The sequence below is a fragment of the Acinetobacter sp. P1(2023) genome, from assembly GCF_028367635.1.
Classification (GTDB): domain Bacteria; phylum Pseudomonadota; class Gammaproteobacteria; order Pseudomonadales; family Moraxellaceae; genus Acinetobacter; species Acinetobacter pittii_E.
In genome coordinates this window covers 1-15168 of sequence record NZ_JAQNDD010000005.1, presented here as the reverse complement: position 1 = coordinate 15168, position 15168 = coordinate 1, and the positions used below count along the sequence as shown (strand labels likewise).

Here is a 15168-nt window from a genome sequence, read left to right as displayed (position 1 = left end):
TAAATAGGATAAGACAACTATGGGTGCAAATTCTGCGCTAATTTTTGGAATTTTAATTAATGTCGCGATTTTATTGGTCTTTTTCCGTTTTTTAATGCAATTGGCGGCAGTAAGTCCTTATAATCCTGTGGTTTTATCGACCGTAAAGGCGACTAAAATTGTTGATATTTTTGGCCGAATTTTTCCAACGGTCGCAAAAGGCCGATTTAATTTGGCTGCGTTGGTTCTTTTAATTATTTTATATTTACTGAAAATTTTCGGTGTGATGTATCTTTCTGGTTCTATGCCAAATAGTCCGGTTCATTTAGTGATACTGACTTTTGTGACAATGATTCAGGACTTAATTCGTTTCTGCCGTTATTTAATTTTTGCAACAATCATTTTGAGTTGGGTGGTTATGTTCACTCAATCACGTTCACCTTATATTGAAGTAATTCAAGATTTGGCTGAACCATTACTCGCGCCATTCCGTCGTATATTGCCTAATATGGGAATGATTGACTTATCTCCAATTTTAGCGTTTTTAGCGCTTTATATTGCCGAGATCCTCATGAATGAAGTGGCTAAAGTTCTTTTAACTGGACTTTAAGTTAACGCAAGAAAAAGGGCTGTATTTCACGGCCCTTTTTTATTTTTGCTAATTAATGAGCATCATCCCAATTTAGCCCTTGTCCAACTTCAACAAGCAAAGGCACTGAAATTTCTACAACAGATTCCATGACACTTGCGATTTGCTTGGAGAGTTCTTCGGCAATGTTTTGATCTGCTTCAAATACTAATTCATCGTGCACTTGAAGAAGTAACTTCGCTTGATCTTTTGGCAAGATTTTATCAACTGCAATCATTGCAAGTTTAATAATATCAGCCGCACTACCTTGTAAAGGGGCATTGATCGCAGCACGTTCAGCAGCTTTACGCACCATCACATTTCGTGCATCAATATCAGGCGTATAAAGACGACGACCCAATATAGTTTCAACAAAGCCTTGCTCTGATGCAACTTGACGTGTGCGTTGCATATATTCATAGATGCCAGGATAGCGTTGGAAATATTGCTTAATATAGTTTTGCGATTCTTGACGTGTAAAGCCTAATTGACGAATCAAACCAAACTCAGACATACCATAAAGTAGGCCAAAGTTAACTGCTTTCGCTTGACGGCGTTGGTCATTGGTCACATCTTCGATATCAATACCCAATACTTCGGCAGCAGTACGGCGGTGAACATCTTGCCCATGTTGGAATGCATGCACTAACGCTTCATCTTGAGAAAAATGAGCCATTAAACGTAATTCAATTTGCGAGTAATCGGCAGCCAATAGCACTCGGCCTTCCGGTGCAATGAATGCTTTACGAATTTGACGACCAATTTGTCTACGAATTGGAATGTTTTGTAAGTTAGGATCAGAAGAGGAAAGACGGCCTGTCGCTGTCAGTGCTTGGTGATAGCTCGTATGTACGCGATGCGTATCGTTATGAGATTGCTCAACTAGACGATCGGTATAGGTACTTTTTAGTTTTGCTAAACCACGATGCTCTAAAATAATTTCCGCTAGAGGATGTTCAATTTTTTCTAAAACACTTTCACTAGTGCTGTATTGTCCAGTTGCAGTTTTTTTACCGCCTTTGATTCCTAATTTATCAAATAGTATTTCGCCTACTTGTTTAGGTGAAGCAATATTAAAAGTTTCATCTGCGATTTCCATAGCCTGATTTTCAAGGCCCTCCATGGTTTTTGCAAATTCAACGCTTAATTTATCTAAGAATGCATGGTCTAGACGAATACCATCTTCTTCCATACCCGATAAAATACGGGCAACTGGCATTTCGATGTTACATAAAATATTTTCTAGCTCTGGAAATGGCTTAAGTTTGTTTGAAAGCACTTCATACAAACGATAAGTCACATGTGCATCTTCTGCTGCATAATGAGCAGCAACTTCAATCTCAATTTGATTGAAAGTCTTTTGTTTCGCGCCCTTACCAGCAATTTGTTCAAAGGTGGTGGTTAAGTGACTCAAGTAGACACGAGCTACATCATCCATGCCGTGACGAGTCGCTGCTGCATTTAATACATAAGATGCCAGCATGCTATCGAAATACCAGCCTTTAAGTTCTATGCCATGATTGGCAAAGATATGAGCATCATATTTAAGATGATGACCAATTTTTTTAACTGCTTCATTTTCTAGCACAGGCTTAATTTGAGCCAGAACTTGATCACGATCTAGTTGCTGCGGTGCATTTTCATAATTATGCGCTAAAGGAACATAGTAGGCATCTTGTGCATCAAATGCGATTGAAAAACCAACCATCTCGGCAATACGGTAGTCCAGACTTGTGGTTTCTGTATCAATAGCAAAATGATCGGCATTTTGCATACGTTGCCAAAGTTGATCCCATGCTTCTTGTGTTAGAACCGTATGGTAATTTGCAGTCCCAAGTTGGTCATCTTGACTGGTTAAGCTTGCTTGATCTTCAGTTTCTATAGATTCAGCTGGTTTAACTTCATTTTGAACAATGGTTTGTGACGCTTGTTGTTTATAGCTTGAGCTATTTGGGTTGTTTGGATGATCAAGTGACTGTAACTGATTTCTAAATTCAAGCTCAGTATACAAATTACGTAGAGCCTCTACGTTTGGATCAGTAAGCTTTAACTCATGCCAGTCGAGTTCTAAAGGAAGATCACAAACAATGCTGGCTAACTGGTGATCAAGCTTAATATTGTCTAAATTATCTTTAATATTTTGGCTAATCTTGCCTTTAAGTTGATCTGCATTGGCAATGATATTGTCTAAAGTGCCATATTCAGTCAGTAACTTCGCTGCTGTTTTTGCACCTACGCCAGGCACGCCCATGATGCCGTCAGATGCATCGCCCATGAGGGTTAAGTAATCGATAATTTGATTTGGCCAAACCCCAAATTTTTCAAATACACCGTCCGTGTCGAGTACGCGATCTTTAAAGCTATCTTCAAGTTTTACATGATCATTGACGAGCTGAGCCATGTCTTTATCTCCAGTTGAGATAAGTACATGATGGCCTTCGAGTACAGCACGTTTTGCAAGTGTACCGATAATGTCATCTGCCTCTGCACCCGGAAGACTATATAAAGGGATCCCTTGCGCTTTAATCAATGCATGCAAATATGGAATCTGCTGTGACAATTCTTCCGGCATGGTTGGACGATCACCTTTATAAATAGGTGAAAGTTTATGACGGAAAGTAGGCTCAGGTGTATCAAAAATGACAGCCATATGTGTTGGCTGCATGCGGCGCATTAGTTTTTGAATGGCAGAAATTGCTCCACGTATTGCATTGGTATGTAACCCTGTAGAGGTCGTCAATGGTGGTAATGCATGATATGCACGAAATAAAAAATAGGACCCATCAACCAAGACAAATGGTGGCATTGAACAATTCCTTAATCTGAATTATGGGTATTTTACGTGAAAACGGCTATGAATGCAGGTTTATGATTTTTGCAGTATTTTGTATGTATAAATATACGCTTGTATTGCCTTGAAGTAAGATGACCTGTAATGAAGGTGTCATATTGCTAAGCCCATGTATAAAAAAGACAAACAGGGAATGATCATCGTTTTGATCGCTTTGACTTTGTTTTTAGCCATTTCAATTGGTTTTAAATTTCAGAGTGCCGTTGTTGCTTTATCTATTGCACTTACTGTCATACTAGTTCAATTACTGTCAAATTTGCATCAGCGTTTAACTCATTTAGAACAGCAGTTTTCTCAGCAGAAAACGCCACTTTATTCTATTCATATGCAAAGAACAGTGATTTATGCAGCTGCCTTGGTTGCATTAGTGGCTTATATAAATCATTGGATGTGGATTGCTGGTGGGGCTTTACTGGTTTTATTATTATGTTTAATTCAAACCATCAGCGCATTTCATACTCGACTGTTGTACCTTGAATCAGCAAAACAAACTGTTCATGCAAATGAGACCATACAATCTGAAGTTATAAATCCAGCGCTAGAGCAGGTTGGTCTCAACAATACTGACATGCTATTCCCTGCCGAAACGGTAACTTTCAATCAAACAGAACAACCGATTCCTGTAAAAACCGCATGGTGGCAACCAGCCGTAGATTGGATGATTCATGGCAATCCAATTTTAAGGGTTGCTGTTGCTGTGCTTATGGTTGGGGTAGTGTTGTTATTACGTTTTGCAAGTGAGCACTGGCAATTGAGTTTGGGTGTCAAACTTGGTTTTATTGCCATTGCCGGAAGTGTATTAACAGCATTTGGATATACTTTGCAAAAGAAAAACCAGCTTTTTGCTGTGGCCTTGCAGGGTGTAGGACTTGCTGTGGTATTCCTAACACTTGTGTTCTCACATCATTTTGGTGTAATCACTAGCCTAACTACAGCGAGTATTCTATTTACGATTTTATTAGCAATTACAGTATTCCTGAGTTTAAAACAACAAGCTATCTATTTGGCAATACTCGCACTGGGTATGGCTTATGCGGCTCCTTTAGTTATTCCGCAATATCGTCCTGATGTAGTTTTTTTATTTAGTTACTATCTTGTTATTAATCTTGCAGTCGCTGCGGTTAACTTTATTCAGCCTTGGAAAGTTTTAAACCAAATCGCTTTCTTTGCTACGATGTTTATTGGTGGTAGTGCGATAGGTTTTTATGCAGAACCAACAAAATTTGACACACTAGACTGGATCTTATGGCTCCATATCACACTGTTTATCTGGCTCAGTGTCCGTTATAGCCAAAACATATCTCGAGTTTCAGCATATGAAAAACAAGAGGGCATTCGTTTACCTCCAATGTTAGATGTGGGCCTGATTTTTAGTGTGCCTGTACTGGGCTTTACACTTCATGCCTATTTAGTACATGAGTCTACTCAAGCATTGACGATTGGTGCTGCTGTTTTGGCTGGTACATATGCGCTATTAACTTTTTGGATTAAAAAGACTCATGCTCAGCTTTCTGTGCTTGCAAAAAGCTTTTTCATTCTCGCGGTTGCGTTTTTTGCTTTAATTTTTCCACTTGCGAAAGGAGTGCACTGGACAGCAATTGGTTGGGTAGCTCAAGGTACAGCTTTAATTGTGTGGGGAGTAACTGAACGCTACCGTTTAAGCCGATATATTGGTGTAGTTTTAGTTTTACTCAGTTCTCTTGCACTGTTTTATCAGGTTTGGGCAAATGAAGAGTTCCCAACGCTAAGCACGAGCATCTATGCAATAGCTCAATTTATTTCTGCTTTCTATTTATTGCAATACAACAGTAAAGAGCAACGCTATTTTAGTGCCAGCATGATTAGTGGCATTTTCTTATGTTTAGGTATGTATGCGGGCGCCGTAGCAGGTATAGAAATAATGACATGGCATCATCATGGTTTGAGTCCATATTTGATGTTTGCTGTAGTTCTAATCGCAATATTTAGTCTGGTCGTACACTATAAACTTCATGTGCAATGGCAAAGTTTACAGCTCATTTTAATTAGCCTTTTACTGTTGTTGATTTTGGGGGAAGCCTTTACGAGTCAAGTATTCAGTGTATTTAAATGGCCGAGTATATTGCAACAGGGTACTTTCCTTGTGAGTACCATTCTTCTTAGTGCCTTGTTTATTATGGCTCAACCGCAGTCAGATGAGTCAGGATACTTGAAAATCTGGGGTGGTTTAAGTTGGTTAGCATTAGCGATAGTGGGGTTGGCAATCTTCCCACAAATGCCAATTGTTGCTTTGGCTTGTGTACCCATGGTTTACTCAATCTGGGTGTATAAATCCCATAAGACTATATTATTACATCAAATTCCAGTTTGGTGTTTAAGCCTACTTTGGTTATTGGTCGTGAGTATTGATCGCCATTCTGCCGAATATCTTTATTTTGTTCCGTTATTTAATTTAACTGATTTTCTTTCAATTTCAGTATTTGCTGGCCTACTCTTTATTATTTATCAACATGCTTTTGATCAAGATAAATCACTGGAGTGGACTTTTAAAATCACAACCATTCTAGTGGGGCTATTGGTGTTTAGTAGTGTGGTGGTTAGAGGCCTGCACTATTACTGGGCAACCCCATTGTGGAATGCTTCAATTTGGACAAATGGTGTGGTGCAGTTAAGCTTGACATTACTTTGGGTCATTTTGGCATTTGTATTAACTACATTCTCAAGTCGAAAAATGATTCGTCAACTCTGGTTTGTTGGTGCTGCACTTTTAGGAATTGTTGTATTAAAGCTGATTTTGCTTGATCTATCACAAAGTGCGACATTAACTCGGGTCATCTCATTTATTGGAGCGGGTGGGGTAATGTTGATTATTGCTTATCTTGCGCCATTACCACCGTCTTCTGTACAGAAGAATCAAGAGCCTAAGCTTTAGGCTCTCGTTTTAACTCTTTTTGATTACTGTATTGATCAATATCATCTTCACCGAAAACAGTAGATGGTCGATCGATTAAGCCCATTTTCGGTACAGGAATTTCAATTTGATTATCCAAAAAGCCATTTCGGATACGTTCTTGCATTTCATCTCGAACTTTTAAGGAATTTTCTTGTCGGCACCACATCGTAAATAAAAGTTCGATCGATGATTCCCTGAATGCGGTAACCGTAACCGCAGGTTTTGGGTCATCTAACACGAGTGGATAGTGAGCTGCGACATTAAGTAGAACTTCGCGAACTTTTATAATGTCTTCATGGAAGTTAATTGCGAGTGTAATTGGTATACGCCGTATTGGATATTTAGACAAGTTGTGTACAGGGGCGCGAATAAGCTGTTCGTTTGGTAAACGAATATAGACATTGTCGAGTGTAAGTAATTTGACTGAAAGCAAATCAATTGAGATCACTTCACCTTCAATTGTATTCCCACGAATGAGGGTGATCTGGATGGTATCACCGACTTCAAAAGAACCTTCCCCAATCAAGAATAAACCACTAATTAAGTTACTGGCAGAGGTTTGCGATGCGAAACCGAGTGCTACGGTTAGAATCCCTGCTGCGCCAAGGAATACACTAAGTTTGAACCCAGCTTCTTTTAAACTCGTCATAATGAAGAGTAAGAAAATAAAATAAAAAATACCACGGCGCCATACCAAGCGTTGATGAGCATTAAAACGTGAACCAATGGTTCTAATAAAGGTATTTGAAATAATACGAGCAAGAACAAAACCAATGAAACAAAGCACAACGCCGACTAAAATTTCACTAATACGTTCGGTATTGATATTGGTAAATATGCTTGTGAGGCTATCAGCGATATCCTTAGGAATACTTGTATCAGCCATATAAACCTCTTAAAAGAATGAATCAAACATATTAAATAATGCTCCACCAGGTGAACGTGGTGGATGGACATAAGTTACTTCACCAGCAAGAGGAGGCGTACGGTTTTCAATACGAATGCGTGCGGGGCGGTCAGAGCCTTCATAGTAAACTTTGATTTGAGAAGTCCACAAACGTCTTGTGCTTTCACTATAAAAAAGAGGGAGGGCTGTAACTGGTACATTCATACGATCAAAACGTAATTGATGATTACTGGTGTTGTGAAAGTCGATTGGTGTAACTGCACGAAACGCGCGTGGTGTTAATAGATTCAAATCGGTACGCCCATCTACCGATGTGGCATAACAGATTTCACCTTGTTGGGCATTTGGACCGAACCACGTATCCTTAGGTTGAATGACAGGAATCTCAAATAAAGGCTCATGCTGACTTTCAACTAAACCTGCAATCCATAATGGCGTACTTATATATAAAGTCCCACGTTGACCTGCTGGAATATAGATAGGATCAACGGGTTTAATGACCACAGAACGATCTGCCAGACGTGGCATAAGTAAAAATTCTGGATTGGTCTTTCGAAACATATAACGTTCTACTTGAACATTATGCGGGAAAGCAAAATGTGGATCGGCAAGTGGGTGCCAATCTTGCTCATTATCGTCTTGCAGAGCAGGTCGATAATATTCGATACGCCATTCTTTTATGCCACGTGTTAAACGAAAAAGCATTGAACCGAATTGCCATGCTTTGGACTGATTAATTTCAAAGTTCTGTTCTCCCCACCATTTTAAAGAATTCTGGGGGCGAGGCTGATATTCATTATTTTCAAACAAGACGTAAAATTCCTCTACCGAGTTGTTAAACAGACTTCACGCTGTAATCTGCTTAGAGTACACTCAAAATCATCTTACTCATCATTATAAATTGTGATGCAAATATTGAAACAAATACAAGTTCCATATAGTTTTGCCAAGCGTCATGGTGTTTTATTTCGTTATGACGGTGATCAGGTATTTATTATTAGACGTCAAAATACTGAAAAAATTGCATTGCAGGAAGCAAGACGCATCTTGGGTAAGCCAGCTCATTATCAATTATGTAATGAACAAGAATTTAATGCGCTCTTGAGTACGAGCTATGCAGGTGATACAGGAGAATCACAACAAGTTGCAGCAGGTTTAGAAGATCATCCAGATTTATTAAGTTTGGCCGATCAGGTTCCTGAAACAGAAGACTTAATGGATCAGGAAGATGATGCTCCTATTGTCCGTCTTATTAATGCATTACTTTCAGAGGCAATTCGGGTAGGGGCTTCAGATATTCATATTGAAGCTTTTGAAAAGAAACTATCTGTACGATTACGTGTAGATGGTCAACTACGTGAGATTGTACAACCACGCCGTGAGCTGGCGCCTTTATTGGTCTCGCGTATTAAAGTCATGGCGAAGCTTGATATTGCTGAAAAACGTGTGCCACAAGATGGGCGTATTTCTTTACGCCTTGCTGGCCGTGAAGTAGATGTCCGTGTTTCAACGTTGCCATCGTCACATGGTGAAAGGGTGGTTATGCGTTTGCTTGATAAACAGGCAGGCCGCTTAAACATGACACATTTGGGCTTAATGGCTAATGACTATGAGCGTTTAACTCAATTGGTGCATCGTCCTCATGGCATTATTTTGGTCACTGGGCCTACGGGTTCGGGGAAAACAACGACCTTATACGCAGCTTTATCTGATTTAAATGACAATACTCGAAATATCTTAACTGCTGAAGATCCAATCGAATATCAACTTGAAGGTATTGGTCAAACACAAGTGAACACCAAAGTGGATATGACATTTGCCCGAGCTTTAAAGGCCATGTTACGTCAAGATCCTGATGTGGTGATGGTAGGGGAGATCCGTGATCTGGAAACGGCTGAAATTGCAGTTCAAGCCTCTTTAACAGGTCATTTGGTTTTATCAACGCTCCATACTAATACCGCTATTGGTGCAGTTACCCGACTTAAAGATATGGGGATTGAACCATTCTTATTATCAAGCTCTTTAATTGGGGTGATTGCTCAACGTTTGGTTCGTACTTTATGTCCACATTGTATGACTTGGCGTGAAGCCGATACTTTTGAGAAACAGGTTTTCCAGCATATTCATAATGAACCGTTGTTGCAGTTACCTGAGGCTAAAGGATGTGATCATTGCTCTCATCTAGGTTTCAATGGGCGTACAGCCATTTATGAAATCGTACCTGTTGATGAACCTATGCGCCGTCTGATTCATGGTAACGCAGCTGAATATGAATTAGAAAATCATGCTCGTGTATATTCAGGCTCTATTCGTGATGATGGTTTACGTAAAGTACTTGCAGGTAAAACTACTCTCGAAGAAGTGCTTCGTGTAACTAATGAAGCAAGTGAAGCATAATATGTAAGATGAAAAAATGCCCGATTTGATTCGGGCATTTTTTAATATCAAAACTTATTCAGTCACAATATTAAAGTTCACATCAATATTGTTGCGAGTTGCATTTGAGTATGGGCAAACAATATGAGCAGCTGCAACTAACTTTTCAGCTTCTTCACGGTCCATACCAACTAAGAAAACATTTAAAGTCGCTTCGATGCTAAAACCTGTAGGAATTGGTCCAATACCTACTTCACCTTCTACATAAGCATCTTTACTAATATTAAATTTATCGCGGTTTGCAACAAATTTTAGAGCACCTAAAAAGCATGCTGAATAACCAGCTGCAAATAATTGCTCTGGATTTGTTACAGCACCACCAGCGCCACCCATCTCTTTAGGTACACCAAGCTGTACATCTAATACGCCGTCTGATGAAGTCGCACGGCCATCACGACCACCGGTTGCTTTAGCTTTTGCACGATAAACAACTTTTTCTAATGACATCGTTTTTATTCCTAAAATAAATTGAATACAAATATATCGTACACGACTTAAATATTTTGACAAGTATATTTTTTAAAAAATTGCTGTTTATTTGACTAGATTTGTACGGAGTTTAGTAAGTTGGTCTTTGAGGCCCAATAACGTTGTCATATCACATGAACTTGCTTCTAGTACACCTGACGGGATATCCATTGCTTGATCTTTTAATTTTTTCCCTTCATCACTCAGCGTAATAATAACTTGTCTTTCATCTTGAGATGAACGGGTACGATGAAGTAAATTTTGGGCTTCTAACTTTTTCAAGATAGGGGTGAGGGTAGATGATTCTAAAAAAAGTTTTGCTCCAATTTCCGAAACAGTGACTTCATCTTGCTCCCATAACACCAACATCACTAAATATTGAGGATAGGTAATACCCAAAGGTGCTAGAAGTTTTCTATAGAGCTGATTAAGCGCTAAATTTGTTGAATAAATGAGGAAACATAATTGATTCTCAAGCTTTAAGTTTTGACAGTCTTGGTCCATATATTCCTCAAAGAAAATGATACTACTTTTGTAGTATATCGCTTTCTATTCAGTTTCTTAAATGTTCATCCGAATAGTTTATGAATAAAACAAATGAGGCTACATAAAAAATGGAATAATTAGATCAATTATTCCATAAGAAGAAATATTTTAGATCACTGTATTTACCACAAATCTGCAATCTTTTTCATTAATCGAGCACGATATTTAGCGGTAGGATTATTTGCGTTACGTTGTTGCTCTTGTTCATAAAAGTCTTGCCATGCAGTAATCATTTCGAGAGTGGTTCCTTGTTTTTTAATCATGGAAACATCTGCAGGCTGAATATTTTCTAAACGTTGTCTTGCGCCTTCTGCGCCTGTACCCCATCCAATTATTCTTTGGCCGAATGCAGGTAAAGGAATATTTTTAGGTGTTGCTGGAAGAATATCTGAACTGAGTTGTGCCGTAGGTGAAACGAAATGGTTCGTTGTTCCAAACTCTGCATAACAATGAATATTTGCCCCCAAGCAAAAAAAGCTAAATAAGTATTTCCACATGAATAATTAAACTTTTAATAGTGAATCAATTTACGGTGTGTCATTAGAGGCATTGAAGAGCGGACGAGTTCTTGTGCTGTTAGGTCAAAAGGTACAGTGATTAAACCATTCCCTTCATATCCAACCATACTTAAAATTTGACCACGACTATCTGTTGCCCCAGAGTGTCCCCAAGTTTGTCGTTTTTCACCATGCCAGCCCTGTTGTGCTGCACCTAAAACATAACATTGGCTATCCATTGCCCGAGCCTGTAGCAAAAGCTGCCAGTGCATTTGTCCAGTTGTATAGGTAAACGCAGCAGGAGCAGTAAGAATATGAGCGCCTTGTTGTCTCAGGGTAAGAGCAAGCTCTGGAAAACGTAAGTCATAACATACCATTAAGCCAATATTGCCAAAAGGAGTAGATGTGACTACTACGTCTGTCCCGGGTTCAAAGAAACGAGATTCCTGATAACCACCGACAGCATCACCCACTTGTACATCAAATAAATGGATCTTGTCATAACGTGCTTCTGTACGCTCAGGGCTAATACAAAGACTAACAGTTCGGACTCGACCATCTTGAATGGTGGAACCATCTGGACGAAATGGGCATGGTAAAGTACCGGCTATAATCCAGATTTGATATTGATGTGCTAGTTTCTCAAGCCTTTGCTGAATAGACTCAAATTGCTCAGCTGTTTCACGCTGTTTGCCAGCAGCAAAACATACAAAGTTTTCAGGGAAAACAATTAAGCTGGCATTTTGCGCCTTACTTTGTTGAATCAAAGACTCAATGACTTGAAAATTATTTTCAATATCATCTTGAGAGTTCATTTGAGCAACAGAAACAAGGGTCATATTCTAGTCCGGCTTAATAGAGGAAATCAGGCATTTTGCTTGTCAGATACCTGTTCAAGCGTATCTTGTTCTTTCTGCAACTGCTTCACAAGTGGTTCAAACATGTTCTGATTGTTTGCATTGAGTTTCATCAATGTCTTATGTGCATCCAGAACCGTTCTTAGCATTGCATTATGAGTGATTTGTTCATCAGTTAACGTTAATGTGCAAACGTTAGGATCGCCACAATAATTCAAAATGACAAAAACCTGCCCCAACCCCATACTGTTGGCTAAGGTTGTGATATCTGGATTGGTAGATAGCATCACAGCTTGAATATGATGAGTTTGTTTAAGCTTTAAACCTAGCTTAGCCAGGATGCCTAATACTGTACTATCAATAAATGTTGTTTGGGTTAAATCAACGATTGCACCAACAACATTCTCTTGCTGTTCAATTCTGTTTAAAAGTTTGTCTAGACTTATACAAGAATGGGCTCGCACTTCACCAATAAGTTTGAAAATATGCGTTCCATTTAAACTTGCATATTCAACATGACCTGTTGACATATAAATGCCATTTTCAGAGAAGGATAGAAAAATTATCACATAGTGCCATCTCAGACTCAAGAGTCCTTAAGTCGTATATTATGTAATTAATTGATTCGTAAATTAATTCATTCGACAAAGACTAAAGATGGCAATATCATCAGCCACATGATCAGGTGCTTGAAATGATTGATTTTGCAAATGATGAACCAATTGTTGGAACTGATCATTTAAACCACCGTCAAAAGGTTCAAGTGCTCCATCTGAGCAAACAATGAAGCGGGATTGATGGTTTAATGTACAAACATGCTCTTCAACTTCAAGTTCGTCGGTTAAGCCTAATGGAAAACTACTTGTTGTTAGAATTTTTGGAGCTTGATTCGGTTCAAAAATGATAGGAGGAGGGTAGTGACCTGCACTTGACCAGCGAAGCGTATGTGTTTCTAGGTTTAAAATACCGACCACAATGGTAATGTGCTTTTCAATATTCTCTTGAACCAACATTCCATTTAATTTTTTTATTAATTGTCTTGGGGTTTTCGAGCGACCATGAAAAGCGGCCATCCATGATGTTAATAAACTACTGGTTACACCATGTCCTGAAACATCGGCAAGATAAAATAAAACTTCTTTATCATTTAATTTCCAGTAGTCATACCAATCACCGGAAAGATAAGCTGAAGGCTGAAAGAAAGTTTCGACTTCATAATTTAATAAATCAATTGGATTAGGCAGTAATCGTTTTTGCAGTTCAGCAGCCGAAGGTAAATCACGACTATCTTGGTTACGCTTATATTGAGCATCAATTCTTGATAGGGCTTTATTTAAATCACTAGGTAACTGATTCCACACCCAGCCTGCAAGAGCACCTGCTTCCCATGCTTGAGCTAAAGCGCTCCCTTCATGTTCAAAAGCAATGACAATGGTGGGTAAATTCCATTTATAAGACAGAAAATCTTGTACATCTGCTATTGCAATGATGGTTGGATCATATAAATCTAAATCATCTATGTTAATGACTTGTAAGCCTGGCAGTTTATCCAAAGCTTGCTCTAAATAAGGGATAGAGCGTGTCGGTTTAATAAAATACATAGAAGAGATGGTAGTCCTTTTATATGATCACTTTATTCATCATAGAGTATGTATGATCAAAATCAAGGTATTGCCGAACTCTTAATCCGAGCAATACCTTGATTTCATCTTTTAAGGGTTTTGATCCTCATCTGGTGTATCGTCTGAATCATCATCTATGAAAGATACATCAGCTGAGTCGCCTTTCTTCTCTGCAATTTGGAATGCTTTACGTTGGAGATATAAGTCTCGAATCATGGCATATTGATCACCCTGTAGGGTTTGATCTAAATCTAGATATTGAGCGCGAGTATCAACAGCTTGTAACATATTACTCGACCAATAAAGACCATCTTGATCTTCCATAATGTATTTCTGTGGGCGAGCTTGAGCATCTACTGCTAAACCGAAACCATCACGCAAGGTACTCGGACCGAAAAAAGGTAACATAAGGAATGGGCCAGAAGGGACGCCATAGTAACCGAGGGTTACACCAAAATTCTCTTCTTCAGTCGGTAAACCTAAACGGCTGGCAGGGTCAGCTAAACCAAGAGTCGTTAAAGTATTAATAGTAAATCGGCCTAAAGTTTTCGCTGCACGACCAGGACGACCTTGAATAAGCTGGTTAACCGCATTCCAAGGTTCTCCAAGATTTTTGCGGAACTGACGATAAGAGCCACGAACATCTTCTGGAGTTTTCTCTCTATATTGAACCGCAACTGGACGTAAAAAATTTCGATCCAACATATCGTTAAATGAATAAATTGGACGATTTAGTGATTGTAATGGGTCTTTTACAGGATCTGGTTGTGCTGCGTTCGCATTAATTTTTAAATCTTTAACTTTAATATTTTTTAAATCTTTAATAATTTGTGAGCGCGGATGAGCAGGTGCTGTTTCTTCTAGTGAGCTAGCATCAGAAGATTCACTTATAGTATTTTCTTGAGCATATATAGAGGTACAAACACCTACAGATAATACGCTGAGTAAAATTAAATTAGAATAATTCATATAATTCCTTAACCGCCAGCCAGGCTAATACTTAAATGTGCAGTTGGGTGGAGATATGCTTTAATACAAAACTGATAATCTATTATCAATGTAAAATTGATCAAATAATATAGATAAAATGCTAAAAAGCCTAAAAATTAGCCAAGTGATAATATTAAATTAAAAAAGGGGTTGCAAAGGGGGTGAGATGGTCTATAATGCACATCCATCGGCGGTGATGCGGATAGAAACTTGTTGAAAAACAGTTACTTGTGATTAAGTTGGTTGCTTTGAGTGATGAATTTGATGAGAAGTTGGTTTTGAAGATAAGTTTTAAAAATATCGAAATTACCTGTTGACTTTTAAGAGATTAAGAGTAATATAGCCGACCTAGCTTGCTGGTGACGAACCAGGAAGAAGATCATTAAGAGAATTGAAGAACAACTTGTGTGGATTTTTACTGATTGATTAATCGAAATAATTTTCATTGATTGATT

13 protein-coding genes are annotated in these 15168 nt (G+C 38.6%); 3 read left to right on the top strand and 10 right to left on the bottom strand.

All coding sequences use genetic code 11. The features are described 5' to 3' along the window. Positions 1–19 precede the first annotated feature (19 nt). Positions 20–589 (top strand): YggT family protein, encoded by a 570-nt coding sequence (locus POD11_RS09060; protein ID WP_016142164.1) that lies wholly within the window; start codon positions 20–22, stop codon positions 587–589. A 52-nt stretch (positions 590–641) separates the two neighbouring features. Here the strand turns inward: POD11_RS09060 and polA are convergent, their stop codons facing one another. Continuing rightward, the gene (gene polA, locus POD11_RS09055) at positions 642–3413 is read right to left on the bottom strand and encodes a DNA polymerase I (RefSeq protein ID WP_262457006.1); all 2772 of its coding nucleotides are present in this window, start codon (positions 3411–3413) and stop codon (positions 642–644) included. Positions 3414–3567: 154 nt separating this feature from the next. Between polA and POD11_RS09050 the strand changes: the two genes are divergently transcribed. Beyond that, positions 3568–6369 (top strand): DUF2339 domain-containing protein, encoded by a 2802-nt coding sequence (locus POD11_RS09050; RefSeq protein ID WP_262457005.1) that lies wholly within the window; start codon positions 3568–3570, stop codon positions 6367–6369. On the opposite strand, the gene POD11_RS09045 is transcribed toward POD11_RS09050, so the two are convergent. Both POD11_RS09045 and POD11_RS09040 read right to left on the bottom strand, forming a co-directional pair. Then, on the bottom strand, positions 6359–7276 hold the full coding sequence (locus tag POD11_RS09045; protein WP_016142161.1) for a mechanosensitive ion channel family protein: 918 nt from the start codon (positions 7274–7276) through the stop codon (positions 6359–6361). The genes POD11_RS09050 and POD11_RS09045 overlap by 11 nt on opposite strands. A 9-nt stretch (positions 7277–7285) precedes the next feature. Then, on the bottom strand, positions 7286–8107 hold the full coding sequence (locus tag POD11_RS09040; RefSeq protein WP_016142160.1) for a hypothetical protein: 822 nt from the start codon (positions 8105–8107) through the stop codon (positions 7286–7288). Between the two features lie 96 nt (positions 8108–8203). Here POD11_RS09040 and gspE point away from each other — a divergent pair, with 96 nt between their 5' ends. Further along, positions 8204–9694: a type II secretion system ATPase GspE gene (gene gspE / locus POD11_RS09035; protein WP_262457004.1), complete on the top strand. Its 1491-nt coding sequence runs from the start codon at positions 8204–8206 to the stop codon at positions 9692–9694. A gap of 54 nt (positions 9695–9748) precedes the next feature. On the opposite strand, the gene POD11_RS09030 is transcribed toward gspE, so the two are convergent. From POD11_RS09030 to POD11_RS09000, 7 genes are all read right to left on the bottom strand, one after another. Then, positions 9749–10180: an organic hydroperoxide resistance protein gene (locus tag POD11_RS09030; protein ID WP_262457003.1), complete on the bottom strand. Its 432-nt coding sequence runs from the start codon at positions 10178–10180 to the stop codon at positions 9749–9751. An 87-nt stretch (positions 10181–10267) separates the two neighbouring features. After that, a complete protein-coding gene (locus POD11_RS09025) occupies positions 10268–10705 on the bottom strand; it encodes a MarR family winged helix-turn-helix transcriptional regulator (protein ID WP_016142157.1) in 438 nt (145 codons plus the stop codon). A gap of 164 nt (positions 10706–10869) precedes the next feature. Beyond that, on the bottom strand, positions 10870–11244 hold the full coding sequence (locus POD11_RS09020) for a DUF4951 domain-containing protein (protein WP_016142156.1): 375 nt from the start codon (positions 11242–11244) through the stop codon (positions 10870–10872). A gap of 14 nt (positions 11245–11258) precedes the next feature. Then, positions 11259–12083, bottom strand: a complete 825-nt coding sequence (locus tag POD11_RS09015; protein ID WP_239968385.1) for a carbon-nitrogen hydrolase family protein — start codon at positions 12081–12083, stop codon at positions 11259–11261. 26 nt (positions 12084–12109) lie between these two features. Then, positions 12110–12631 (bottom strand): anti-anti-sigma factor GigB, encoded by a 522-nt coding sequence (gene gigB / locus POD11_RS09010; RefSeq protein WP_002117273.1) that lies wholly within the window; start codon positions 12629–12631, stop codon positions 12110–12112. Positions 12632–12733: 102 nt separating this feature from the next. Beyond that, positions 12734–13702: an RsbU family protein phosphatase GigA gene (gene gigA, locus POD11_RS09005; RefSeq protein ID WP_262457002.1), complete on the bottom strand. Its 969-nt coding sequence runs from the start codon at positions 13700–13702 to the stop codon at positions 12734–12736. Between the two features lie 111 nt (positions 13703–13813). Continuing rightward, positions 13814–14692 carry an MlaA family lipoprotein gene (locus tag POD11_RS09000; RefSeq protein ID WP_016142153.1) on the bottom strand — a complete coding sequence of 293 codons (879 nt, stop codon included), beginning with the start codon at positions 14690–14692 and terminating at the stop codon, positions 13814–13816. Positions 14693–15168 lie beyond the last annotated feature (476 nt).